This window comes from Streptomyces sp. CA-251247 (genome assembly GCF_050952975.1).
GTDB classification, from domain to species: domain Bacteria; phylum Actinomycetota; class Actinomycetes; order Streptomycetales; family Streptomycetaceae; genus Streptomyces; species Streptomyces achmelvichensis.
In genome coordinates this window covers 4,391,840-4,414,896 of the sequence record NZ_CP191861.1, presented here as the reverse complement: position 1 = coordinate 4,414,896, position 23,057 = coordinate 4,391,840, and the positions used below count along the sequence as shown (strand labels likewise).

Annotated in this window: 25 protein-coding genes; 8 read left to right on the top strand and 17 right to left on the bottom strand. The window is 70.6% G+C overall.

What is annotated here, in order from left to right:
• Nucleotides 1–16 precede the first annotated feature (16 nt).
• Nucleotides 17–772, top strand: a complete 756-nt coding sequence (locus ACQPWZ_RS19530) for an SURF1 family protein (protein ID WP_433571996.1) — start codon at nucleotides 17–19, stop codon at nucleotides 770–772.
• Between the two features lie 524 nt (nucleotides 773–1,296).
• Here the strand turns inward: ACQPWZ_RS19530 and ACQPWZ_RS19525 are convergent.
• From ACQPWZ_RS19525 to ACQPWZ_RS19495, 7 genes are all read right to left on the bottom strand, one after another.
• Nucleotides 1,297–2,331, bottom strand: a complete 1,035-nt coding sequence (locus ACQPWZ_RS19525; protein WP_433571995.1) for a hypothetical protein — start codon at nucleotides 2,329–2,331, stop codon at nucleotides 1,297–1,299.
• A gap of 71 nt (nucleotides 2,332–2,402) precedes the next feature.
• Nucleotides 2,403–3,065, bottom strand: a complete 663-nt coding sequence (locus ACQPWZ_RS19520; RefSeq protein WP_340474375.1) for a SigE family RNA polymerase sigma factor — start codon at nucleotides 3,063–3,065, stop codon at nucleotides 2,403–2,405.
• Nucleotides 3,066–3,318: 253 nt separating this feature from the next.
• Nucleotides 3,319–4,419: an aspartate-semialdehyde dehydrogenase gene (locus ACQPWZ_RS19515; RefSeq protein ID WP_340474374.1), complete on the bottom strand. Its 1,101-nt coding sequence runs from the start codon at nucleotides 4,417–4,419 to the stop codon at nucleotides 3,319–3,321.
• Nucleotides 4,416–5,687 carry an aspartate kinase gene (locus ACQPWZ_RS19510; RefSeq protein WP_313945051.1) on the bottom strand — a complete coding sequence of 424 codons (1,272 nt, stop codon included), beginning with the start codon at nucleotides 5,685–5,687 and terminating at the stop codon, nucleotides 4,416–4,418. The genes ACQPWZ_RS19515 and ACQPWZ_RS19510 overlap by 4 nt, the downstream gene beginning before the upstream one ends.
• A 252-nt stretch (nucleotides 5,688–5,939) precedes the next feature.
• The gene (locus tag ACQPWZ_RS19505) at nucleotides 5,940–6,599 is read right to left on the bottom strand and encodes a DUF5063 domain-containing protein (RefSeq protein ID WP_340474373.1); all 660 of its coding nucleotides are present in this window, start codon (nucleotides 6,597–6,599) and stop codon (nucleotides 5,940–5,942) included.
• The gene (gene recR / locus ACQPWZ_RS19500) at nucleotides 6,592–7,191 is read right to left on the bottom strand and encodes a recombination mediator RecR (RefSeq protein WP_313945053.1); all 600 of its coding nucleotides are present in this window, start codon (nucleotides 7,189–7,191) and stop codon (nucleotides 6,592–6,594) included. The genes ACQPWZ_RS19505 and recR overlap by 8 nt, the downstream gene beginning before the upstream one ends.
• 54 nt (nucleotides 7,192–7,245) lie before the next feature.
• On the bottom strand, nucleotides 7,246–7,581 hold the full coding sequence (locus tag ACQPWZ_RS19495; protein ID WP_340477931.1) for a YbaB/EbfC family nucleoid-associated protein: 336 nt from the start codon (nucleotides 7,579–7,581) through the stop codon (nucleotides 7,246–7,248).
• A gap of 287 nt (nucleotides 7,582–7,868) precedes the next feature.
• Here ACQPWZ_RS19495 and ACQPWZ_RS19490 point away from each other — a divergent pair, with 287 nt between their 5' ends.
• Nucleotides 7,869–8,609, top strand: a complete 741-nt coding sequence (locus tag ACQPWZ_RS19490; protein WP_356703683.1) for an SLATT domain-containing protein — start codon at nucleotides 7,869–7,871, stop codon at nucleotides 8,607–8,609.
• Between the two features lie 471 nt (nucleotides 8,610–9,080).
• On the opposite strand, the gene ACQPWZ_RS19485 is transcribed toward ACQPWZ_RS19490, so the two are convergent.
• The 4 genes from ACQPWZ_RS19485 to ACQPWZ_RS19470 form a co-directional block, all read right to left on the bottom strand.
• Nucleotides 9,081–10,016, bottom strand: a complete 936-nt coding sequence (locus tag ACQPWZ_RS19485; RefSeq protein ID WP_433571994.1) for a class I SAM-dependent methyltransferase — start codon at nucleotides 10,014–10,016, stop codon at nucleotides 9,081–9,083.
• 113 nt (nucleotides 10,017–10,129) lie between these two features.
• Entirely contained in the window at nucleotides 10,130–10,780 is a 651-nt protein-coding gene (locus ACQPWZ_RS19480; protein ID WP_313945056.1) for a hypothetical protein, read from the bottom strand.
• Between the two features lie 112 nt (nucleotides 10,781–10,892).
• Nucleotides 10,893–13,331 carry a dolichyl-phosphate beta-glucosyltransferase gene (locus tag ACQPWZ_RS19475; RefSeq protein WP_433571993.1) on the bottom strand — a complete coding sequence of 813 codons (2,439 nt, stop codon included), beginning with the start codon at nucleotides 13,329–13,331 and terminating at the stop codon, nucleotides 10,893–10,895.
• Nucleotides 13,328–14,005 (bottom strand): GntR family transcriptional regulator, encoded by a 678-nt coding sequence (locus tag ACQPWZ_RS19470; RefSeq protein WP_340474368.1) that lies wholly within the window; start codon nucleotides 14,003–14,005, stop codon nucleotides 13,328–13,330. The genes ACQPWZ_RS19475 and ACQPWZ_RS19470 overlap by 4 nt, the downstream gene beginning before the upstream one ends.
• 178 nt (nucleotides 14,006–14,183) lie before the next feature.
• Between ACQPWZ_RS19470 and ACQPWZ_RS19465 the strand changes: the two genes are divergently transcribed.
• A complete protein-coding gene (locus ACQPWZ_RS19465) occupies nucleotides 14,184–14,633 on the top strand; it encodes a hypothetical protein (protein ID WP_433571992.1) in 450 nt (149 codons plus the stop codon).
• A 339-nt stretch (nucleotides 14,634–14,972) separates the two neighbouring features.
• On the opposite strand, the gene ACQPWZ_RS19460 is transcribed toward ACQPWZ_RS19465, so the two are convergent.
• Complete coding sequence (locus ACQPWZ_RS19460) at nucleotides 14,973–16,334, bottom strand: aspartate aminotransferase family protein (protein ID WP_433571991.1); 1,362 nt, start codon at nucleotides 16,332–16,334, stop codon at nucleotides 14,973–14,975.
• 163 nt (nucleotides 16,335–16,497) lie between these two features.
• Here ACQPWZ_RS19460 and ACQPWZ_RS19455 point away from each other — a divergent pair, with 163 nt between their 5' ends.
• Nucleotides 16,498–17,091 carry a DJ-1/PfpI family protein gene (locus ACQPWZ_RS19455; protein WP_433571990.1) on the top strand — a complete coding sequence of 198 codons (594 nt, stop codon included), beginning with the start codon at nucleotides 16,498–16,500 and terminating at the stop codon, nucleotides 17,089–17,091.
• Nucleotides 17,088–17,555: a MarR family winged helix-turn-helix transcriptional regulator gene (locus ACQPWZ_RS19450; RefSeq protein ID WP_340474363.1), complete on the top strand. Its 468-nt coding sequence runs from the start codon at nucleotides 17,088–17,090 to the stop codon at nucleotides 17,553–17,555. The genes ACQPWZ_RS19455 and ACQPWZ_RS19450 overlap by 4 nt, the downstream gene beginning before the upstream one ends.
• Here ACQPWZ_RS19450 and ACQPWZ_RS19445 read toward each other — a convergent pair.
• Entirely contained in the window at nucleotides 17,521–18,009 is a 489-nt protein-coding gene (locus ACQPWZ_RS19445; protein WP_340474362.1) for a VOC family protein, read from the bottom strand. The genes ACQPWZ_RS19450 and ACQPWZ_RS19445 overlap by 35 nt on opposite strands.
• A 179-nt stretch (nucleotides 18,010–18,188) precedes the next feature.
• Between ACQPWZ_RS19445 and ACQPWZ_RS19440 the strand changes: the two genes are divergently transcribed.
• The gene (locus ACQPWZ_RS19440) at nucleotides 18,189–19,889 is read left to right on the top strand and encodes a protein kinase domain-containing protein (RefSeq protein WP_433571989.1); all 1,701 of its coding nucleotides are present in this window, start codon (nucleotides 18,189–18,191) and stop codon (nucleotides 19,887–19,889) included.
• Here ACQPWZ_RS19440 and ACQPWZ_RS19435 read toward each other — a convergent pair.
• On the bottom strand, nucleotides 19,867–20,289 hold the full coding sequence (locus tag ACQPWZ_RS19435; protein ID WP_433571988.1) for a hypothetical protein: 423 nt from the start codon (nucleotides 20,287–20,289) through the stop codon (nucleotides 19,867–19,869). The genes ACQPWZ_RS19440 and ACQPWZ_RS19435 overlap by 23 nt on opposite strands.
• A 156-nt stretch (nucleotides 20,290–20,445) precedes the next feature.
• Here ACQPWZ_RS19435 and ACQPWZ_RS19430 point away from each other — a divergent pair, with 156 nt between their 5' ends.
• Nucleotides 20,446–21,282: a helix-turn-helix domain-containing protein gene (locus ACQPWZ_RS19430; protein WP_433571987.1), complete on the top strand. Its 837-nt coding sequence runs from the start codon at nucleotides 20,446–20,448 to the stop codon at nucleotides 21,280–21,282.
• On the top strand, nucleotides 21,279–21,515 hold the full coding sequence (locus tag ACQPWZ_RS19425; protein ID WP_433571986.1) for a DUF397 domain-containing protein: 237 nt from the start codon (nucleotides 21,279–21,281) through the stop codon (nucleotides 21,513–21,515). The genes ACQPWZ_RS19430 and ACQPWZ_RS19425 overlap by 4 nt, the downstream gene beginning before the upstream one ends.
• A gap of 61 nt (nucleotides 21,516–21,576) precedes the next feature.
• Here the strand turns inward: ACQPWZ_RS19425 and ACQPWZ_RS19420 are convergent, their stop codons facing one another.
• From ACQPWZ_RS19420 to ACQPWZ_RS19410, 3 genes are all read right to left on the bottom strand, one after another.
• Nucleotides 21,577–21,858 carry a hypothetical protein gene (locus ACQPWZ_RS19420; RefSeq protein WP_433571985.1) on the bottom strand — a complete coding sequence of 94 codons (282 nt, stop codon included), beginning with the start codon at nucleotides 21,856–21,858 and terminating at the stop codon, nucleotides 21,577–21,579.
• A gap of 5 nt (nucleotides 21,859–21,863) precedes the next feature.
• A complete protein-coding gene (locus ACQPWZ_RS19415; protein ID WP_433571984.1) occupies nucleotides 21,864–22,067 on the bottom strand; it encodes a hypothetical protein in 204 nt (67 codons plus the stop codon).
• A 67-nt stretch (nucleotides 22,068–22,134) separates the two neighbouring features.
• Nucleotides 22,135–23,016, bottom strand: coding sequence for a glycoside hydrolase family 19 protein (locus tag ACQPWZ_RS19410; RefSeq protein WP_340474351.1), 882 nt, complete (start codon nucleotides 23,014–23,016; stop codon nucleotides 22,135–22,137).
• Between the last annotated feature and the right edge of the window lie 41 nt (nucleotides 23,017–23,057).

Below are 23,057 nucleotides of genomic sequence, written 5' to 3'. Positions count from 1 at the left end.
TCCGTACCGTGGAGGGGTGTACCGGTTCCTGCTGACTCCCCGCTGGTGGGGCATCAACGTCTTCGTCGTGCTGGCGATCCCTTTCTGCGTCTTCATGGGGTCCTGGCAGCTCGGGAAGTTCGAGGACCGGGTCGACACCCATCAGGAGGCCGAAAGCAGGCCCGCTCCCGGTGAACAGGTGGCAGCTCCGCTCGAGCAGTTGCTGCCCGTGGACCAGGAGACGTCGGGGCGGCCCGCCACCGCCACCGGGGTCTACGGGAAGCAGTTCCTGGTGCCGGACCGGGAGTTGGACGGCCGGAACGGCTCGTACGTGCTGACCCTGCTGAAGACCGACGGCGGTCGGACGCTGCCCGTCGTCCGGGGCTGGCTGGCCAGTGGCAAGCCGGCGCCGGCGGCCCCGGGCGGGCAGGTGACGGTGACCGGCGCGCTCCAGGCGTCCGAAACGTCGGGCACGGACGGGGTGCACACGGCCGGCGGGCTGCCGAGCGGGCAGCTGGGGATGATCAGTGCGGCCTCACTGGTCAACCTCGTGCCGGACGACGTGTACGACGGCTGGGTCACCCTGACCGCGGCGGACAGCGGGCTCGTCCCGGTGCCGGCGTCGGTGCCGGAGGGCAGTGGGCTGGACCTGAAGGCGTTCCAGAACCTGGGCTACACCGGGGAGTGGTTCGTGTTCGCGGCCTTCGTGCTGTTCATGTGGTTCCGGCTGCTGCGCCGCGAGGCGGAAGCGGCGAGGGACCGCGCACTGGGCCTGGAGCCCGAGCCGGTCTGACCCGCACCGAGCGGTCCGAGCCACACCGAGCCCGAGCCGCACCGAGGCGCACCGAGCGGTCCCAGCCACGCCGAGGCCCAAGCCGCACCGAGGCGCACCGAGCTGTCCCAGCCACGCCGAGCCCGAGCCGCCCGAGCCGGTTCGACCCGCGCCGAGCCAACCCGGTTCCTTGGGCGCGGCTCAGACCAGCTCGCTCAGACCCGCTAACTCAGACCGACTGGTGTCCCGCGCGGCTCAGACCGGCTCGCTCGCACCGGCTGGTGTCCGGCGTGGCTGGTGTCCGGCGTGGCTCGTGTCCGGCGTGGCTCAGACCGACTGGTGTCCCGCGCGGCTCAGACCGGCTCGCTCGCACCGGCTGGTGTCCGGCGTGGCTCGTGTCCGGCGTGGCTCGGACCGGCTGGAAACGCCACCGTCGCTGACATGCCTGTGGGCCCGCTCCCCTGACCGGAACAGGCCCACAGAGTCCATGGCCCGCCGCCCCTGCCGCCCGTCGGGGCACCGGGGCACAGCCACCGCACGCCGACCTACGACGCGTTCAGCAGGCCCGTCCGGTAGATCGTGCCCGCGCACGCGTTCGGGACCGTCACGCCCGCGCCCGGGGCGCCCGCCTCCGGGACGTGGGTCACCTCGACGCTGCCGTCCGAGACACCGTCCTCGGTGAGGAGCTGCGTCTGGGCGTTCTCCGCGGACGCGCCCGTACCTGTGGTCGTCGCCCCGGAGCCGCCGTCCGTGGGCGTCGGCTCGGGCGAGCCGGGGGTGGGACAGGTATCGCTCGGGACCCAGGCGAACTTCACCTCGTACGCGGCGGAGGGCGCGAGCAGCAGCTCGGGGGCCTCCTGCGAGGGGTCGGGAAGGCCGCTCGCCGCGTCGCCCGTGGTGTGGGCCTGGACCTGGATCTTGTCACGTTCGGCCGCGCCCATGGCCTGGTAGCCGACGTTGCCCTGGCCGTTGATCATGCACTCGGCGGTCGAGACGTTCGCGACCCGGAAGGTGCCGTAGACCTTGCCGTCGGCGTCCGGGGAGCTCACGGTCGAGGTGCCGCCGAGCTGGGCGGGGTCGCAGAGCGGGAGGTCGGAGGCGTTGACCCCCGGCGGGACCGCCGTGTCGCCCGTGCCGCCGTCCGCGGTGCCCGTGCCGGGCCGGGGACCGACCGCGGGGCTGGAGCCGGGCGCGCTGGTCGGCGTGCCGTCCGGTCCGCCGGTGGGGTGGTCCGTGCCCTTCTCGCCTCCGGCATCACCCGTCTCGGCGCCGGTACCGCCCTGCGCCTGCTCGCCGTGTCCGGCATTGACGGGGTTCGCGCTCTCGCTGTTGCCCGAGCTCGCGACGTGCACGAAGGTGGGGACCGCCGTGCCCATCAGCACTGCCGCGGCGGCCACACCGACGAGGGCCTGCCGCTTGCGCGCACGTCGGGCGGGGACCGCCTTGCGCAGATGGTCGAGGGTTCCCTCGGAAGGCTCGAGGTCCTGCACTGCGCCCTGCATCAGCCGGCGCAGGGCCTGTTCGTCGCCGCCCAGCGCCTCTCCGAGGCCGCCGAGCTCGTTGTCCGGCCCGTTGCTCACAATTCCGTTTCCAGTCCGGTCGTCAAACGGCCCGTCCGGCCCGTACCGCTCAAACCTGTTCCCGTGCCCGCTCATGCCGTCGCCTCCATGGCGACGCGCAGTGCGGCGATGCCGCGCGAACCGTACGCCTTCACCGATCCGAGAGATATGCCCAGCGTCTCGGCGACCTGGGCTTCCGTCATGTCGGCGAAGTACCGCAGCACGAGCACCTCGCGCTGGCGGCGCTGGAGTCCGCGCATCGCCTTGATCAGCGCGTCGCGCTCCAGCTGGTCGTACGCCCCTTCCTCGGCGCTCGCCATGTCCGGCATCGGCTTGGAGAGCAGCTTGAGTCCGAGGATGCGGCGGCGCAGCGCGGAGCGGGAGAGGTTGACGACCGTCTGCCGCAGATAGGCGAGGGTCTTCTCCGGCTCGCGCACACGGTTGCGCGCCGAGTGGACACGGATGAACGCCTCCTGCACGACGTCCTCGCAGGAGGCCGTGTCGTCCAGGAGCAGCGCGGCGAGACCCAGCAGCGACCGGTAGTGGGCGCGGTAGGTCTCGGTGAGGTGATCGACGGTCGTACCCGCAGCCATGACCTCTTCAGCGCTCTCGCGCTGGGACGTGATGCGGCCGGCTCGTGGCGCGGGCATGGGGGCGATCACCGGCATGCCGCCGGACGGGCGGGGTCTGCGGAGCGGGCGCACTGTTGCGCCGCGAACCGGGACCACCCCTGCGATGTCGAGAACCTCTGCCACGCCTGTTGGACACGCTTCCCCCCGTCAGGGTTGTACGCGTACGCCACCGCTTTTGACGGTGATCGGTTTGCCCTCATGCGTACTCGCTCTTCCCCAATGCCCCATTTTTTCGCGGTACCGAACAGGGGCGACCGCAAAGACGCTTCCCGCCCTGCTGCCGGTTGCAGGTGGCGGGAAGCGAATAGTCGAACATTCACACACCCGAGGACAAGTGGTACAGACCTTCGACTTGATCACAGGGCGTTCACAGATCCTACAAAGATCCGGAGCGGCCTCGCACCGGATTGCCCGGGGAAGCGGGGGAAGCGAGTTCGGCGGCCACGGCTTCGGCGATCTGCGCGGAGTTCAGCGCGGCGCCCTTGCGGAGGTTGTCGGCGCAGAGGAAGAGGTCCAGCGCACAGGGATCGTCCATCGCCCGGCGCACCCGGCCCACCCAGGTGGGGTCGGTCCCGACCACATCGGCCGGCGTGGGGAAGTCCGCGGCCTCGGGATCGTCGTAGAGCACGACCGCCGGCGAGGTGGCCAGGATGTCGTGCGCCCGTTCCACCGTCACCTCGCTCTCGAAGCGCGCGTGTACCGCAAGGGAGTGTGTGGTGATCACCGGCACGCGGACGAACGTCGCCGACACCCGCAGGGACGGCAGGCCGAGGATCTTCCGCGTCTCGGCCCGCAGCCCGAGCTCCTCGGACGACCAGCCGCCGTCTTCCACCGTCCCGGACCACGGCACGACATTCAGCGCGAGCGGTGCCGCGAAGGGGCCGAGTTCGTCGCCGACGGCCCGGCGGACGTCGCCCGGGCCCGTGCCCAGCTCCGTACCGGCGACCAGAGACATTTGCGTACGCAGCGCGGCCACGGCGTCCCGGCCGGCACCGCTGACGGCCTGGTAGGAGGAGACGACCAGTTCGTCGAGCCCGAACTCGGCGTGCAGCGCACCGATCGCCGGGATCATCGCCAGCGTGGTGTCGTGCGGGCTCGCCACGATGCCCCGCGGGCGCACCCGCAGGGCATGGGGGTTGATCTCGGGAACGACCAGCGGGACCTCGGCGTCCGCCCGGAAGGCGGCGGAGCTGTCCACGACCACCGCGCCCTTGGCGGCGGCGATCGGCGCCCACTGTGCGGAGACCTCCGCGGGCACCAGGAAGAGCGCGACGTCGATGCCCTCCAGGGCCTCTTCGCTCAGCGCAACGACCTCGGTCTCCTCCCCGCGCACGGCCAGCTTGCGACCGGCGGAGCGCGGGGAGGCGACGAGTCGTACGTCGCCCCAGACGTCCTCGTGCTGCGAGACGATCTGGAGCATCACCGCGCCGACGGCTCCGGTCGCTCCGACGACCGCGAGTGCCGGCTTGCGGATCATCGCCCGGTGCCCCCGTAGACGACCGCCTCGTCGGAGTCGGAGTCGAGGCCGAAGGCGGTGTGCACCGCGCGGACGGCTTCGTTCACGTCGTCGGCGCGCGTGACGACCGAGATACGGATCTCGGAGGTCGAGATCAGCTCGATGTTCACGCCCGCGTCGGAGAGCGCCTCGAAGAAGGAGGCCGTGACACCGGGGTTGGTCTTCATCCCGGCGCCGACCAGCGAGATCTTGCCGATCTGGTCGTCGTAGCGCAGGGACTCGAAGCCGATCGCGCTCTTCGCCTTCTCCAGGGCGTCGATGGCCTTGGCGCCATCGGTCTTGGGGAGGGTGAAGGAGATGTCGGTCAGGGCGGTGGTGGCCGCCGAGACGTTCTGCACGACCATGTCGATGTTGATCTCGGAGTTGGCGATCGTGCGGAAGATGGCCGCGGCCTCGCCCGGCTTGTCCGGCACTCCGACGACCGTGACCTTGGCCTCGGACACGTCGTGGGCGACTCCGGAGATGATGGCGTGCTCCACCTGCTGGTCTCCCTGCGGCTCGTTGCTGACCCAGGTACCGCGCAGTCCGGAGAAGGACGAGCGGACGTGGATCGGAATGTTGTATCGGCGTGCGTACTCGACGCAGCGGTGCAGCAGCACCTTGGAGCCGGAAGCGGCGAGCTCCAGCATGTCCTCGAAGGCGATCCAGTCGATCTTCCGGGCCTTCTTCACCACACGCGGGTCGGCGGTGAAGACGCCGTCCACGTCGGTGTAGATCTCGCACACCTCGGCGTCCAGCGCCGCGGCGAGGGCTACGGCGGTGGTGTCCGAACCGCCACGGCCGAGGGTGGTGATGTCCTTCTTGTCCTGGGACACACCCTGGAAGCCGGCGACGATGGCGATGTTGCCCTCGTCGAGCGCCGTACGGATCCGGCCCGGCGTCACATCGATGATGCGCGCTTTGTTGTGCACCGAGTCGGTGATGACGCCGGCCTGGCTGCCGGTGAACGACTGGGCCTCGTGGCCCAGGTTTTTGATCGCCATGGCCAGCAGGGCCATCGAGATCCGCTCTCCTGCGGTCAGCAGCATGTCGAATTCGCGTCCGGCAGGGATCGGGGATACCTGCTCGGCGAGATCGATCAGCTCGTCCGTCGTGTCGCCCATCGCGGATACCACGACGACCACCTGGTGGCCGTTCTTCTTGGCATCCACGATTCGCTTGGCGACGCGCTTGATGCCTTCGGCATCGGCAACGGAGGAACCTCCGTACTTCTGCACGACAAGGCCCACGTGCGCTCCTCGCTCGGTTTCTGCACCACAGTCATTACTGCGGTCGGCTCAGTTTAACGAGCGGCCGCACTCCGACCCGGGGCAATCACATCGTGAGATGTCCCGCTCACTGTGTGATCACCACGAGGGGGCTGCGGCCGCTCGGATCGACTCCTGCCCGACCGGACGCCGGGTACGCGGGATGTGGGGCGGCTCACACGAACCGCCCGCGCTCCCCCGACCAGGCACTCAGAGCTCAGGCGCTCGGGCGTGTCAGGTGACGGTGCGCAGTCCCAGCGGGCCGGCGATCTCCTCGGCCATGACCTTCCCGGCCTCCTCCGCCAGCGCGTCCTCGGCGAGGTCCTCGTCCGTGTCCAGACCGTCCAGCTCGTCCAGCGGCTGGTCGAGGCGGACGTGGGAGACCAGCGACTGGAGGGCGCGCAGGGTCGCGGACGCGGTCGGGCCCCAGTTGGAGAAGTAGGAGAACTGCCACCACCACAGCGCCTCACTGGTCCGCCCGGCGCGGTAGTGCGCGAGGCCGTGGCGCAGATCGGTGACGACGTCCGCGAGGTTGTCGGAGATCCGGTACGCGACCGGGGCCTTGCGGGGCTCGTACGGGTCGAAGACCTCGGAGAAGACGTCCACCGGGTCGAGCAGCACGGCGAAACGCTCGCGCAGATCGTCCACGTCCAGGTCGGGTCCCGTGTCCGGCTCGTAGCGCTCGTCCGGGACGATGTCCTCGTGCGCGCCCAGCCGCCCACCGGTCAGCAGGAGTTGGGAAACCTCCAGCAGCAGGAAGGGCACAGCGCTGTCGGGCTCGTCGCCCTTGGCGACTTCCGTGGTGGCGACGATGAAGGACTCGATCGAGTCGGCGATCTGGACCGCGAAGGAGTCGGGGTCCTGGCTCGTTGCGTGCAGTGCGGCGTCAGACATCGAGAAGTCGTCTCCCCTCGAAGGCACGCCCCAGCGTGACCTCGTCGGCGTATTCCAAGTCTCCCCCCACGGGCAGACCACTGGCCAGCCGGGTGACCTTCAGGCCCATCGGCTTGATCATGCGCGCCAGATACGTGGCGGTGGCCTCGCCCTCCAGATTGGGGTCCGTGGCCAGGATCAGCTCGGTGATCGTGCCGTCCGCCAGGCGGGTCAGCAGCTCACGGATCCGCAGGTCGTCGGGGCCGACGCCCTCGATGGGGCTGATGGCCCCGCCGAGTACGTGATAGCGGCCCCGGAACTCCCGGGTCCGCTCGATCGCGACGACATCCTTCGGCTCCTCCACCACGCAGATGACCGACAGGTCACGGCGCGGGTCGCGGCAGATGTTGCACTGCTCCTGCTGTGCGACGTTGCCGCACACCGCGCAGAAGCGGACCTTGTCCTTCACCTCGAGCAGTGCGTGCGCGAGGCGGCGGACATCGGTCGGTTCTGCCTGAAGGATGTGGAAGGCGATCCGCTGCGCGCTCTTGGGACCGACGCCGGGCAGCCTGCCCAGTTCGTCGATGAGGTCCTGAACCACGCCTTCGTACAACGGACGCCTTCCTTCTTCTGTGGCTCTACGTACGGTAGTTGGTGCGCCCCGGCCTTAGAAGCCCAGTCCCGGCATGCCGCCGAGACCCTGGGTGAGCGGGCCGAGCTTCTGCTGCTGGAGCTGCTGCGCGTTCTCGTTGGCGGCCTGGACGGCGGCGACGACGAGGTCGGCCAGGGTCTCGGTGTCCTCGGGGTCGACGGCCTTGGGGTCGATCACCAGGCCCCGCAGTTCGCCGGAGCCGGTGACGGTGGCCTTCACCAGCCCGCCGCCCGCCTGGCCCTCGACCTCGGTCTGCGCCAGCTCTTCCTGCGCCTGTGCGAGGTCCTGCTGCATCTTCTGGGCCTGCTGAAGGAGCTGCTGCATATTGGGCTGGCCACCACCGGGAATCACGGTCACTCCAGGCACTTCGACGACGGTTGTTCGGTAAGCCGAGCCTACGTGGTCACCGGGCGGCGCGCCGCACCCTGTCGTGACAACTCTTTCGAGTGACCAGGGCGTGGCACCCCTAGCTGATCAAGGACCTCGTAGGGGCGGAAATACCAGGATTTCCGGCACACAGCCCACCATTCGGCGGTAGGAAGAGCATGCGCATCGGCGCATCACCGTGCACCGGGTGCACGTGCGCACCGTCCGTCACGCAGTGTCACGCCGCCATCACGTCGTAGAGGAGTGCCCCGGTGAGCCAGCCGGAGATGCAGCCCGGGGGGCCGGCCCGGGAGGAACGCGGCGAGGTACCGCGCGGTGACCTGACCGGCCGGGTGTTTCCGCTCGGCGACTGGGGAGAGCCCGCGGAACGACTCGACGAGCTGTACCGCTGGGTGGAGACGGGCGCGCTGCGCACGGCGGAGTGGTACCTCCACGACCGGGTCCGCAAGCGGCTCGCGGGACGAGTGCTGCGGATCGGTACGGCGGCGGGGGCCGTCGCCGGGGCGGCGCTCCCGCTCCTCGACCTCACCGGCGCGCTGCCCGGGGCGGCCGGGTGGGGCTATGTGCTGCTGTTACTCGGCGCCGCATGTCTGGGCTGCGACCGGTACTTCGGGGTGACCTCCGGCTGGATGCGCGACGTGGCGACCGCGCAGGCGGTGCAACGCAGGCTCCAGGCACTTCAGTTCGACTGGGCGTCGGAGTGTGTACGGGAAGTGCTCGGCCCCGCGGAGGGCACGGCCGGTGAGGCGGCGGACCGGTGCCTGGGAGTACTGCGGCGGTTCTCCGAGGACGTGACGGAGCTGGTGCGGGGGGAGACGGCGGACTGGATGGTGGAGTTCCGGGGGGCGCCGGGGCCGCTGGTGCAGTCGGTGGGGGTGCCGGGGGGCGGCGGGGTCGGAGCGGGGCGGGAGGCGGGGCTGGGGCGGATGCCGTTGCCGCCGGGGACGCGGCCGAACATGCCGCGGCAGCGGCCACCGGAGTCGCCGCGCTGACGCCTGGGGGTTGGCCCCAGGGCCCCGCGGCCGTGTGCGCGTGTGCGCGTGTGCGCGTGTGCCCGTGTGCCCGTGTGCCCGTGTGCCCGTGTGCCCGTGTGCCCGTGTGCCCGTGTGCCCGTGTGCCCGTGTGCCCGTGTGCCCGTGTGCCCGTGTGCCCGTGTGCAGCTGTACCGCCTGCGGCGGTGTCCTCAATCGCCGGACGGGCTGAGTATGCGCACCCTCCTTGCGGGGCTCCGCCCCGGACCGCGCGCCTCAATCGCCGGCGGGGCTTGAAGTGCGGCCCCACGCCAGGACGCCTCAATCGCCGGCGGGGCTGAATGTGGCCGTCGTATCAAGCCCGTCCGGCGATTGAGGACACGGCCGCAGGCCGTGCCGGCAGCGAGCCGGGCGCACACGCACCCCGACCGGCCGCAGGCTCGTGCCGGCAGGGTGCCGGGCGCACCCACATCTGCCGGGCCGCACAGCGGACTACGGACGCCGCGACGTCAGCGCCCTCGTCACCACCGGCGGCAGCAGGTCCTTCGCCAGGCGGCGGGTCCGGGAAGGGCGGGGGCGGACCGGGAGCGGGGGGGCCGTCAGCGTGGGCGGGGCCGGTTCCGGGGGCGGGAGCGGCTCGTGGCGGGACTTCGGGTGGCTCGGGGGCGTCGTCTTGTTGCCCTTGATCCGGATCAGGGGCAGGCCCGCCACCTCCTCCACCCCGTGCCACAGGTCCGTCCGGTCCGCCAGGAAGTCCAGGAGCGCCGCCGTCAGCGGTGCCGGGTCGCCCCAGGTGCCGTACAGCTTCGTTCCGGTGATCACGACCGGCTTCAGGCCCGAGGTCGCCACCGCGCCCCACACCGCCGCCGAGACCCCGGGGCAGTGCTCCGCCCGGAAGTCGTCGAAGGACACGATGCCCTCGGGCTGCAGCAGTTCCTTCGCCGCCGCGATGTCCCCGTGGACGTGCTCGTACAGGTGCGACGCGTCGACGTGGACGAAGCGGCAGCTGCCCGGACGTACCTTCGAGGTGATCACCGAGGTCGGCGCCTGCACCATGCGCGGCAGCTCGTCGTGGAAGGACAGGTAGTTCGCCTCGAAGGCGCGCCGGGTGAGGGTCGCGTACGACCGGTTCATCTCCGCGCTGTTGGGATCGTCCGGCGCCGGTGAGTCCCACAGGTCGCAGACCGTGTACTCCTCACCGTCGCGCAGATAACTCGCGGTGAAGATCGCGCTCTTGCCGAGGTACGCGCCGAGCTCCAGCAGGTCCCCCCGGCCATCGGGGTCCGTGTCGCGCTGATGGCCGAGGAACCAGTCGAAGAGCAGCTGGTCCACCGGCCAGAACCAGCCCTTGACGTCCGCGAAACTCGTCGGCCGAGGGAGAACTTCGTCCGCGTTCTCCCCCGTCACCGGGGTGCTCGTCTGTGACATGCACCGGTCCTACCGGCCGGAGGTGTCGCGCAGCTTACGGCTGCCCGTTCAGTACATGTGCTGCGGATGTGCGTCGGTGGATGCGTCCCGGCTGAAGATCTCGGCCGGGACGCTCAGCTGAAAATGATCATCGAGCCCTGGCCGAGGCTCCGCGTCGCCGCCGCGTGCAGACCCAGCCACACGTGCCGCTCCCGGGCGAAGGGACTCTCGTCGTACGGAATGGGGCCCGCCGGTTCCTCCAGGGAGGTCGGACGGTCCGGTGGCTGCGGCGCGGCCGGCGGGTTCGCCGCGTCGATGCCGATCGCGGGCGCGACGAATTCCAGTTCCCGCAGCAGGCCCTGGGTGGAGCCGAGGGGGCCGCCGCCCGCGAGCAGTTCCTCGTTGAACAGCGGGGACGCGAAGTCCACCGGGACGTACGCCCCGGCGTGGTCGTAGTGCCACACCAGGTGCGACTGCTGGGCCGTCGACTCGAACATCTCCAGCAACTGCTCGTAGTCACCGCCCAGTTCGTCGACCGGGGTGACCGCGAGCCCGCACAGCTGGAGCAGATAGGCGCGCCGCAGGAAGTGCAGCGCGTCGTAGTCGAAGCCGGCGACCGGGGCGACATCGCCCGACAGGCCCGGCATGTAGGCGAAGACGGGCACCGTCGGCAGACCGGAGTCGGTCAGCGCCTTGTCGTACGACGCGATCTCTTCGGCGAAGGGGTTGTCGGGGCTGTGGCACAGCACATCGACGAGGGGGACCAGCCACAGGTCACAGGCCAAGGGAAGGCTCGCTCTCCAGCAGGATCGGGCACGGTCGGCGCGACAGTCGTGCGATGGTCGGGACAGAGTAGTGCCACGGACACGTTCGGCGAAGGGGGCCGGTCACCTGCCGTCACCGCTCCCCTGCGCCAGTGTCCCTGGACGTTCCCACATCCCATACCCATACGCCGCCCACTCGCCTGCCCGGCTTTCCGAGCAGTTTCTCCACCGTCGCATGGAGCGCCTCGGCGTTGTACTGCGGCTGGAGCACCACCACACCCGCCCGCCACGCCTCCAGGTCCGCGCGGGCCTGGGCCTGCCAGTTGGGGCCGATCACCGGGACCTGTCCGGAGGTGCGGACCTCGCTGAAGAGGTTGGAGGTGTGCCGGGGGGTGGCGCCGTAGATGCCGATGCGGTCCGGTCCCCAGGGGCCGTTGAAGTAGCCGCCCGCGACGGGGAAGTCCAGTGTGGTGGCCGACTGCCAGTGCAGCGCCTCCGCGGCGGCGGGCGACGGCAGCGGCACGGTGACCATGGATTCGCCCTCGGAGAGGTACGCGCGGTACATGCCCCGGGTGATGAACTCCGGCACGTCCTGCCGTTCGCGCACCGGGTACGGCGTCGGCAGTACCGGCAGCAGCGCCGCTGCCACCGCCGCGAGACCCACGACCTGATGGACCCGATCCTTCGTGACGGCCAGCCGGTCGACGGCGAGGGCGAGAAGGATGCCGAGCACCGGCGCGCAGATCATCGCGAACCGCGACTCGATGACGGACTCGAAGAGCGGCTGGTGGGCGAGCGCCCGCCAGGGGCCGGTCAGCACGATGTCGGTGTACGGGATGCGGAACTTCGAGCCGAGCGAGAGGAAGGCCGCAGCGAACGCCGTGAACGCCAGCGCCTTCACCGCCGCGAGCCGCCACAGCCGCACCACGATCGCCGTCGTGAGCGCGACGAGCGGCCAGCCGAAGAAGGCGTTCTGCTCGGTGCGGTTCATGGCGAACCGGTCAGCGCGCTCGTCCGTGCCCATCAGCGAGCGTCCCGCGAACTCCAGGAAGGCGCGCGGTCCGTTGGCGGTGTTGTCGCCGTGCAGCACGTTCGTGTAGCTCTGCGGTCCGAAGAACTGCCAGCCCAGCGGGAACGCGACCAGCGGCAGGCACACCGCGAGCGCGACCGTGATCCCGCGCAGCAGCGGCCGCCAGGCCGTCCGGGCCACATCACGCCGCACGAGCGCGTACGCGAGGGCGAAGAAGAGCATGCCCATCGCCGCGAGCAGCAGCGGCTCCTCGCCGAGGAAGATCTGGTACGTCGCGAAGAGGCCGAGGAGCACGCCGTCGCGCACGACCGCGCGGCCCTCGCACAGCCGCAGGGCCCGGTCCACGATCACCGGGATCATGAACAGCACAAGGAAGTTGGGGTGCGCGTTGCCGTGCGAGATCATCGGTGGCGCGAAGGCGGCGAGGGCCGCTCCGAGCGCCGCGGCGCACCGGTTGTCGACGAGCCGGCGGACGATCAGCCAGTACCAGGACGTGGCGGTCGCGGCGAGGCCGAGCGTGAGCACGAGGGCCCAGGTGACGGTCGGGCCCAGCAGCAGGGTCACCGGGGTGAGCGGGACGGAGAGCCCGAGCATCACGGTGTTCGCCATCAGGTTCACGCCGTCGGGATGCCCCTGGAGGGTCGTGAACAGCGGATTGCGCAGATGGATCACGTTGTCGGCGGTGACGGCGAAGAACCACTCCCACTGGTTCTGGTCCTGTCCCGCGTCGTCGAGGTAGCCGTGGCCGAGGTCGGCCCACAGGTCCTTGTAGAGAAGGAGTGCCGCGACGAGGAAGAGGCCGACGACCAGGAGGTCGGTACGCCGCAGCGCCCGGGCCCGCAGATGCACGAGTTCCAGCAGGACCTTGCCGTAGTCCAGCGGTCTGACCTTGGAGCCCTCCTGGTGCGACCAGCGCACCGGGACCTCCGTGACCGGCCAGCCCTCGCGCCGGAAGTGGCGCAGTATCTCGACGTCGATGCCCCACCCGTCGAGCCGTGAGTCGGCGAAGGCGGCGCGCGCCTTGTCGCCGTCGAAGAGCTTGAATCCGCACTGGGTGTCGTGGATCCCGGGGACGGCGACCGTGCGTATGAGGCGGTTGCCCATCCGGCCGAGCCACTCGCGGGTCCGCCGCTGGTGGACCTCGATCGTGGAGTCGGGGTGGGCGCGCGAGCCGATCGCCGCCGCGCTGTCCTCGGCGGCGAGCTGCTTGTCGAGGCGGTCCAGTTCCTCGATGGGCGTCGCGAGATCCGCGTCGGTGACCAGCACCCGCCGGCCGTACGAGGCCAGTACGCCCTGCCGCAGGGCGTTGCCCTTGCCGCGGTTGTCCTCACTCGCGATCACATGGATCCGCGGCTCGTCGGCCGCGGCATCCCGGGCGATCTTGGCAGTGGAATCGGTGGAGCCGTCGTCGACGACGATCAGCTCCCACTCCCCCCAGCGTCCGGGCTCCGCACGCAGATGGGTGCAGATCGCCTCCAGGGTGGGCCGGAGTCTGCCCTCCTCGTTGTACGCCGGGACGACGACGCTCAGGTCCACGCTCACTGCTCCAGCCGATCCGCCCAGGCGAGCGCATGGTCGTTGTAACTGTCGACGACGGTGCGGGCGGCCGCCAGGTCGCCCGCGGTGATGGCGTCGATGAGGTCCTCGTGCCCGTTCCACAGCCAGTCCCGCAGCTCGGGGTCCGCCCGCAGGAACGGGACGGCGAACACCCAGGCCTGGACGCGCAGCCGGTGCAGGAACTCGGAGATGTAGCTGTTGGCGACGACGGCGCCGAGCTCGTTCCAAAAGCGCAGGTCGTAGCCGATGAGGATGTCGAGGTCCCCGCCGCGGGCGGCGCGTGCGGCCTCCTCGGCACGGCGGCGCACCGCCACCAGCGCCTTGCCGGGCACGGTGCTGCGGCCCTGGCGCTCCGCCTGGCGGAAGATGCCGTCGATGACGAGCGAACGGGCGTCGACCATGCGGCGGTAGTCGTCGACGGTGAACCGGTGCACGCGGAAGCCGCGGTGCTGGTCCGAGTCGAGCAGGCCCTGGGCGGACAGATCGACGAGCGCCTCGCGCACCGGTGTGGCCGAGACGCCGTACTGGTCGGCGATCAGCTTGACGGTGAACTCCTGACCGGGCTTCAGGCGTCCCGCGAGCACCTCGTCACGCAGCGCGTCCGCGATCTGTTGCCGCAGGGTGCTGCGGGTGACAGCGGTACTGCCGGTGCCGCGCATCGATGGCTTCTCCTTCGCCGGGGGTCCCGGACACGATAGGCCAGTGCCGACGAACCGGGTGAGGCACGGGTGAATGACCTGCGACGGGACCAAGCGTCCAGGACGGCCCGCACGGGACAGGCGGGATCCGAACGGCGGAGTCACAAGGGAGACGGAACATGCCCACAGGGAGGCGGACGTGACCGACGTCTTCGAGGCGGCCACGGGAGACGGCCCGGCAGAGCTGCTCGCGGGCCGGGACCGGGCCGCGCAGGTGCAAACGGCGTACCAGGGTCTGCTGCAGATACGCAGCCTGACGGGCGCGGCGCCGGCGGAGTGGGAGCTGCGTCGGACGGTCCGTGCGGTGGCGCTGGCGCTGGAGGCGGGCGGCCTGGCGCCGTCGGCGACGGACGCGGAGGGTGCGCGCACGGCCACGGGGTACCGGGTGCGCGCGGGGGACCGGGCGGCCGCGGTGTGCGTGGACTGGCTGGGCCCGCCGGGCAGCGGCGCCGCCCAGGAGGAGGAGCAGCGGCTGTCGCAGTGCGCGCGGGTGCTGACATCGGCGGGCTGGGAGGCGCTTCTCTACAAGGGCCCGCGCAACCGCAGGTTCCTGGAGGTGGAGCCACCGATGGCGCCGCCCGGCGGGTGACGCGTGCAGTGCCGGACCCGGGCACGGGGCCGGGGCCGGGGCGCGCTCGACTGTCGCACAGGCCGCAAGCCCCGCCCCGCGGTGGGCTCGACCGTGCGAAGAGGCGCAAACCCTGCCCCACCGCCGGCCCGACCGAGCGAACAGGCCGGAAGTCCCGGCCCCGCCGGCGATGGAGGCGCGGGGTCCGGGGCGGAGGCGCGGGGTCCGGGGCGGAGCCCCGGGTACGGCCCACGGCCGTGTCCTCAACCGCCGGACGGGCTGACCGGGCCTCGCCGCACAGGGTCCGGGGCCGAGCCCCGGCACAGCCCGAAGCCGTGGCCGGGGCCGGAACGCCCGCCCTCAGGCCACGCGTTCGTCCGCCACCGACAGCGCCACGTCCAGCGCCGCCAGCCCCTCCTTCGCCTCCGCCTCGCTCACATTGCACGGCGGCACCGCGTGCGTCCGGTTCATGTTCACGAAGGGCCACAGGCCGTTCGCCTTGCACGCCGCCGCGAACGCTCCCATCGGCGCCGCCGCCGAACCCGTCGCGTTGTACGGCACCAGCGGCTCACGCGTCTCGCGGTCGCGGACCAGGTCCAGCGCCCAGAACACGCCCGTGCCCCGCACCTCGCCCACGCTCGGGTGGCGTTCGGCCAGGTCGCGCAGGCCCGGGCCGAGGACCGTCTCGCCGATGTGGGCCGCGTGCTCGACGACCTTCTCGTCCTCCATCACCTGGATCGTCGCGACGGCCGCCGCGCAGGCCAGCGGGTGGCCGGAGTAGGTGAGGCCGCCGGGGTACGGCCGGGTCTCGAAGGTCGCCGCGATCTCCGCGGAGATGGCGACACCGCCCAGCGGCACATACCCGGAGTTGACGCCCTTGGCGAAGGTCAGCAGGTCGGGCACCACGTCGAAGTGGTCCGCCGCGAACCACGTGCCGGTCCGGCCGAAGCCCGCCATCACCTCGTCCAGGACGAACACGATGCCGTGGCGGTCACAGATCTCGCGGACACCCGCGAGGTAGCCGGGCGGCGGGACCATGATTCCGGCCGTACCCGGGATCGTCTCCAGGATGATCGCCGCGATCGTGGACGGGCCCTCGAACGCGATGGTGTCCTCGAGGTGCTGGAGCGCCCGTGCGCACTCCTCGGCCTCGGTCGACGCGTAGAACGGGGAGCGGTAGAGGAAGGGTCCCCAGAAGTGGACGACTCCCGCCGTGCCGTTGTCGTTCGCCCAGCGCCGGGGGTCGCCGGTGACATTGATCGCGGTCGCGGTGCCGCCGTGGTACGAGCGGTAGGCCGAGAGCACCTTCGGGCGGCCCGTGTGCAGACGGGCCATCCGGATCGCGTTCTCGACGGCCTCGGCGCCGCCGTTGGTGAAGAAGATCTTGTCGAGGTCGCCGGGGGTGCGCTCGGCGATCAGCCGGGCAGCCTCGGAACGCGCCTCGACGGCGAAGGCGGGCGCGAAGGTCGTCAGCCTGCCCGCCTGTTCCTGGATCGCGGCGACGACCTTCGGGTGCTGGTACCCGATGTTGGTGTAGACGAGGCCGCTGGTGAAGTCGAGATAGCGGTTCCCGTCGTAGTCCCAGAAGTACGAACCCTCGGCGCCGGCGACGGCGAGCGGGTCGATCAGGCCCTGGGCGGACCACGAGTGGAAGACGTGCGCACGGTCGGCCGCCTTGACGGCGGCGCCGGCCTGGGGATCGGCATCGGCATGAGGGGTCATGCGGCCCAGCGTAAGGACGCGCAGGTGAGGGCCGACATGGCCACCCTGTATGGCCTCGGCCACTTTCATGGGCGTTCTGTCGGGTGGTTCGGCACCCTCGGAGGAGATTGACAGCATCCTGTCGACATGACAGTCTTCTGTCATACTGAACGAGGAGGGCACCATGACCCGCACCACCGTTCATCTCGCCGTCTACGACACCTTCGCCGACTGGGAGACGGGCCACACGACCGCCCATCTGACCCAGCACGGCTTCACGGTCCGGACGGTCGGCCTGACCACCGCCCCCGTCACCACCATGGGCGGCGTCCGTATCCAGCCCGACCTCGCACTCGCGGACCTGGACCCCGCGGACAGCGCGCTGCTGATCCTCACCGGCGCCCACCTCTGGGACGCCGGCGACGACCTCGCCCCCTTCGCCGCCACGGCGCGCACCTTCCTCGACGCGGGCGTCCCGGTCGCCGCCATCTGCGGCGCCACCGCCGGACTGGCGCGCGAGGGTCTGCTGGACGACCGCGACCACACCAGCGCCGTCTCGTTCTACCTCGCCGCCACCGGCTACCAGGGCGGCGAGCGCTACCGGGAGACCGATGCCGTCACCGACGGCGACCTGATCACCGCGGGCCCGACCGAGCCCGTCGCCCTCGCCCGCGAGGTCTTCGCCAAGCTCGGTGTGTACGAGGGCGAGAAGCTGGACGCCTGGTACCGGCTGTTCCACGACTCGGACGCCTCCGCCTTCGCGGTCCTCGAATCGTGAGCCGCGAAGAACAGGATCTGCTCACCCGTACCGCGCTGGGCGTCTTCCGGCTGAACGGCCAGTTCCTCACGGTCTCCGACGAGTTGGCGAAGGACGTCGGACTGACCGCCTCCTGGTGGCAGGTCCTCGGAGCGGTGGTGCGGGTGCCGCAGCCGGTCGCCGGGATCGCCCGGGACATGGGCATCACGCGCCAGAGCGTGCAGCGGATCGCCGACCTCCTGGTCGAGCGGGGCCTCGCGGTCTACGAGCCCAACCCCGCGCACCGCCGGGCCAAACTGCTGCGTCCGACCGACGAGGGCCGCTCGGCGATCACCCGGATCGACCCGGGCCATGCCGAGCTGGCCGGCGCTCTCGCCGAGGCACTGGGTCCCGAGCGGTTCGCCGAGACGGCGAGAGTCCTGGAGGAGCTGTCCACGGCGCTGGAGGGCATCAGCGGGTCCCGGGAAAGAAGTCCGCGCTCGTGACGTAGTCCATCGCCTCGGTGAAGACGGGGTCGCCGAGGCGGCGCTCCATCTCCTCCTCGCTCACGTCCTCGATGTGCGTCTGGATCCAGTAGAGGTTGCCGAAGGGGTCGCGCACCCGGCCCACCCGGTCGCCGAAGAAGAGGTGCGTCACCTCGGTCACCGACTGTCCGCCGGCCTCGACCGCCCTGCGGTGCACGGCCGCCGCGTCCTCGACGTACAGCCGCAGGAAGGCGGGCGTCGGCGGCCAGTCGGCCCCCGGGGCGTCGAAGAGCATCACCACCGCGTCCCCGATCCGCACCTCGGCGTGGCCGATGCGGCCGTTCTCGTCCGTCATCCTGCCGAGCTCCACCGCTCCGAACGCCGCCTTGAGGAAGTCGATGACGCCCGCGGTGTCCTGGCCGATGATCCATGGCGTGACGCTGGTGTATCCCTCGGGAACCGGCTTGACGGTCATGGCAGTCTCCTCGCATACGGGTCGCGTGCACCGGACGTCGTGCACCGGGGCGCTCGGGGTGCGCTTGCGCGAGAGCGACCGTAGGCGGCATGCAGGTCGGATACTGACCTACTTGCCGTGGCACGGACCGCACTATTCTCGGTCCGTCCAACAGAAGACTTCGGGGGAGGCGCGCGGCGATGGACCAGCTGGCACCAGGGGATCCGCAGCACATCGGTGAGTACAGGCTGCTCGCCCGGCTCGGAGCGGGCGGCATGGGCCAGGTGTACCTCGCGCGCAACGACCGGGGCCGCACGGTCGCCGTGAAGCTCGTACGCCAGGAACTCGCCGAACAGGAGGAGTTCCGGGCACGCTTCCGCCAGGAGGTCCGGGCCGCCCTGCGGGTCGGCGGGCAGTGGACGGCACCCGTGCTCGACGCCGACACCGAGGCGCCCGTGCCGTGGGTCGCCACCGGCTATGTCGCGGGTCCCTCGCTGCACTCGGTCGTCTCCGGCGGCCACGGCCCGCTCCCCGTACGGTCGGTCCGCATCCTCGCGTCCGGTCTCGCGCACGCCCTGCGCAGCATCCACGGCGCGGACCTCATCCACCGCGACCTGAAGCCGTCCAACATTCTGATCACCATCGACGGCCCCCGGGTCATCGACTTCGGGATAGCCCGGGCGCTGGAGACGGTCACCGACGGCGGTCTCACCCGGACCGGTGCGCTCGTCGGCTCCCCCGGCTTCATGGCGCCCGAGCAGGTACGCGGCGACCGGGTCACCGCGGCGTGCGACATCTTCTGCCTCGGCGCGGTCCTCGCCTTCACCGCGACGGGCCGGCTCCCCTTCGGCTCGGCCGACAGCGGTGTGCACGCACTGATGTTCCGTATCGCGCAGGAGGAACCGGAGCTCGAAGGCCTTCCCGAGGACCTCGACGAACTCGTCCGGGCCTGCCTGAACAAGGATCCCGAGGCGCGGCCGTGTCTCGACGAGATCCTGGAGCGCACGGTCACCGACGAGGACGACGAACCCTGGCTGCCGGGTGCGCTGATCGCCCAGCTCGGCCGTCACGCGGTCCAGTTGCTGGAGGTCGAGCAGCCCGCCGACCCGGCGAAGGCGGCGCCCGAGCACCCGCCGACGGTCACGGCCGCTCCGAAGCCGCCCACGTCGACCCCGCCGCCCACTCCCCCGCCCCCGCTGCCGTACGGCTACCCGCAGCAGCACCCCGGGCCGCAGCAGACACCGCCGTATGCGCACTACCAGCAGCCCCCGCCGTACCACCAGACGCCGCCGTACCAGCAGACTCCGCCCCCGTACGTGCTGACGCCTCCGCCGGCGCCCCCGGCCAGGAGCAATCGCGGGACAGCGGCCCTCATCGTGGTGGCGCTCATCGTCGCGGTCGGCGCCGGCGGGTCCGTCTACGCCTTCATGGGCGACAAGGACAAGAAGACGACAGCGGACCCCAAGCCGGGACCGGCGTCCTCGGGGCCGGAGAGCCCCGGCTCGGCCACCCCGTCCGAGTCCGACAGTCCGTCGAGCACGCCGTCGAACAGCCCGAGCACCGCCGAGGGCGGTGTCCCGGCCGAGTACGTCGGCACCTGGACGTCCTCGTTCGACACCGCCGACGGCACCAACACCCGGACCATGACGATCACCCAGGGCTCCTCGGGCGAACAGGTCATGACCCTCTCCGGTATCGGCCCCACCTACGACTGCCGCTGGTCGGCCACGCTCCAGGCCTCGGGCCCGCCGCTCGAACTGGGCCCCACCCAGGTCACCTTCGGCGACCGGACGAAGTGCTCACCGGGCCAGTGGAGCCGGCTGGAGCTGTCGAACGGCACGATCGTCCGCGAACTGGTCGGCTCGGGCGGCGCGCCGCTCACGTACCGGAAGACCGGCTGAGCACCACCGTCGCGGCGTGCCACAGCAACAGGGGATGGACGAACCGCCCGGCCGCGGTGGGCGGAAACCGCCAGGACAGCGGCCAGGTGCGGCCTCGTAGAGCGGGCACGGGGATGAAACTGACGTGCGCCGGACCCGAGTTGAGTCGCGTGACACCGCGCGGCCACGGCCGGTGCGCGATGCTGCCCACCGGTACGAGGAAGTACACGGACCGCCGTCCGTAGGCCTCGGCGACCACGGGGCCGGGGTCGCCGTTCGTCATCACCTCCAGCAGATCGGCGAGCCGGCGGCCGTCCTCGTCGTCGACGCGGGCCGCGTCGAATTGCACACCTGCTTTGCGGAGCTGGAATCCGGAAGCCGGAATCCAGTCCAGGTTTACTTGGCGACTTTGCGTATCCACGACGACATCCTCGGTGACCGCGGATAGCGTTTTCCAGAGCCTGAAGGAGCCGTTGCGCACGTCTTGACCTGCATCAACGCCCCTTGAGGCGGGTTGAATTCGACGAGTTCCGGTTGAGACCGGTTGAGTCCGGTCGAGTCGAAGTGGTGATCGCAAATGGCGCGAGCGGAAAACAAGGAAACGGCGGGTCCGGCGACGCGTTTGGTGGCGAACGTCGCCAAGAACCTGCGTATCCGGCAAGGACTGACGCAGGAACAACTGGGAAGCGAACTCGGCTACTCGGGGGCTGCGGTGAGCGCGATGGAGACCTTCGCGCAGCCGGCGAGCGACGACATGCTGGTGCAGCTGGAGCGGGTGCTCGGCAGCGGGACGGGGATCTTCGAGCAGGCACGGGAGTACGTACGACTGGACAAGTACCCAGCGCAGTTCAAGGACTACGTCCTGCTGGAGCAGAAGGCGGTGGGCCTGTCGCTGTACGCGACGCTGGTGGTCCACGGCCTGTTCCAGACCGAGGCGTACGCACGAGCGCTGATCGGCGGCGGCTACCCACCCCTGCCCGAGCCCCGCGTCGAGGAACTGGTCGAGGCCAGGCTCGCCCGCAGGGTGCTGTTCGACCGGGAGCCGGTGGCACTGATCGAACTGATCGTGGAGGAGTCGGTGTTACGGCGGGGGATCGGGAGCCCGGAGGTGATGCGGGAGCAGTTGCTGCACCTGGCGGAGTGTGCGAGGCGGCGGAATGTGACGTTGCAGGTGCTGCCGCTGGACTGTGGGTTCGCTGGTGAACATGCGGGTGCCCGCGGCGGCATGACGCTCGTGGAGACGCCGGAACACGACCGCCTCGTCTACCTAGAACTCCAAGGCGAGAGCCTGCTGATCAAGGACCCGGCAAAGGTGAGTACGTTGAGCCAGCGGTATGCGAGGATCCGAGCACAGGCCCTGGGTCCTCGTGAATCGCTGGGCCTCATCGAGAGGTTGGCGGGAGACCAGCAATGAGCAGCGTTCTGCGGTGGTTCAAGTCCAGCTACAGCGACGACAGCGGCGGCGAATGCATCGAGGTCGCCTTCGACTGGCGCAAGTCGTCGTACAGCGACGACAGCGGCGGCAACTGCATCGAGGTCGCCACCTGCCCCGACGCCGTCCACGTCCGCGACTCCAAGAACCCCGAAGGCCCCGCCTTCACCGTCGCACCTGACGCCTGGTCGCAGTTCGTCCGCTGGACCGAGTAGAAGAAGACCGGTGCGGACCGGGCCTTGCGCCCGGACCGCACCGGTCCCTTTTCCTTCGCCGCTACCCCTCGCGCGTCACGTGACGGCCGAGCAGTTCCTCGGCCTTCCTCTCGAACTCCTCCTCCGGCACGAGAGGCCGCAGGTCGTCGTCGAGGTACTCCAGCAGGCCGTCCCGGAACTGCGGCCAGGGGAGCCCCACCGCTTCCTGGAAGACCCACATCAGGCGCACCGGCGTCAGCCTGAAGGACTCGTCACGCCTCAGCGCCTCGATCATCACGAGGAAGCCGGCGCCCTCCGCTCTCATCTTCCGGAGGGTCTCCACGGTCTCTTCCACATCGGACATCGGACCTACTTCTTCCGCCTGTAGACGACCTCGACGTTCGTATACTGCCCGGCCGCGCCCTCGGTCTTCTTGATCTCGACCTCGGTGAAGCCGTACCTCGCCGCGTTCCTGCCGGTGAAGGCGCCGGCCGCGGGCGACACGTTCGGCGCCGTCAGCCAATAGCGGGCGGCAACGGCCGGGCGTGCGAGCCGGGCCGGCGAACGGACCAAGGGCGGTCACCTGTCGGTGACCGCCCTTGGCGGTGCCGGACGTGGGCGTGGGTGCCCGGCGCCTGGCTCAGCAGTACAGGTTGCCGCCGGGCGTGACGCCCAGGATCTGGGTGAACTGCTGGTACTTGGTGACCCGGCTCTGCACCTGGCCGGGGTTGCCTCCGTTGCACTCCAGCGATCCGTTGATGCTGCGGATCGTCTCACCGAAGCCCCGGCTGTTGACCATGGCGTTGTGCGGGGTCATCGTGCCGGGGCCGTTCTGGGTGTTCCAGTACCAGAGGCCGGTCTTCCAGGCGACGGCCGACTCGCGCTCCACGCGCCAGGGATCGGCGAGCAGGTTGATGCCCAGCGCGTCACCGGCCGCCTTGTAGTTGAAGTTCCAGCTGAGCTGGATCGGTCCGCGGCCGTAGTAGGCGGCCTGGCCGGCCGGGCAGCCGTAGGGCTGGCTGCGGTCGCAGTAGTGCGGGTAGTTGGCGGTGTTCTGCTCCACGATGTGGACCAGTCCGCCGGTCTCGTGGCTGACGTTGGCGAGGAAGGCGGCGGCTTCCTGCTTCTTCACCGTGTCGCTTCCGGTCTTCGCGAACGCCGGGTACGCACTGAGCGCGGCGGTCAGACCGCTGTAGCTGTAGAAGGAATTCCGGCCCGGGAACATCTGGTTGAACTGCGCCTCGCTGACCACGAAGCCCGACGGCTGCGGGTTCCCGCCGCCTCCGCCCGTACAGGTGCCCTGGTCCGCCCAGACGTCCGCGGAGCCCGGACGCTCGTTCTGGGTCCACCACTTGGCCTGGTAGTTGCGGCCGTTGTACGAGGCGGACATGCCGCCCGTGTAGACGGACGAGGAGTTCCACGCGGCAGCGCAGGCCGCCGCGGACGCGGTGCTGGGGATGAAGACGGCGAGCCCGATGGCCATGGCGAATGCCGCGAGCAGGGTGGTGACGCGTCTCAGCATGAGTTCCGTCCTTCCGTGGGGGTCACCCACACGGAAGGGCA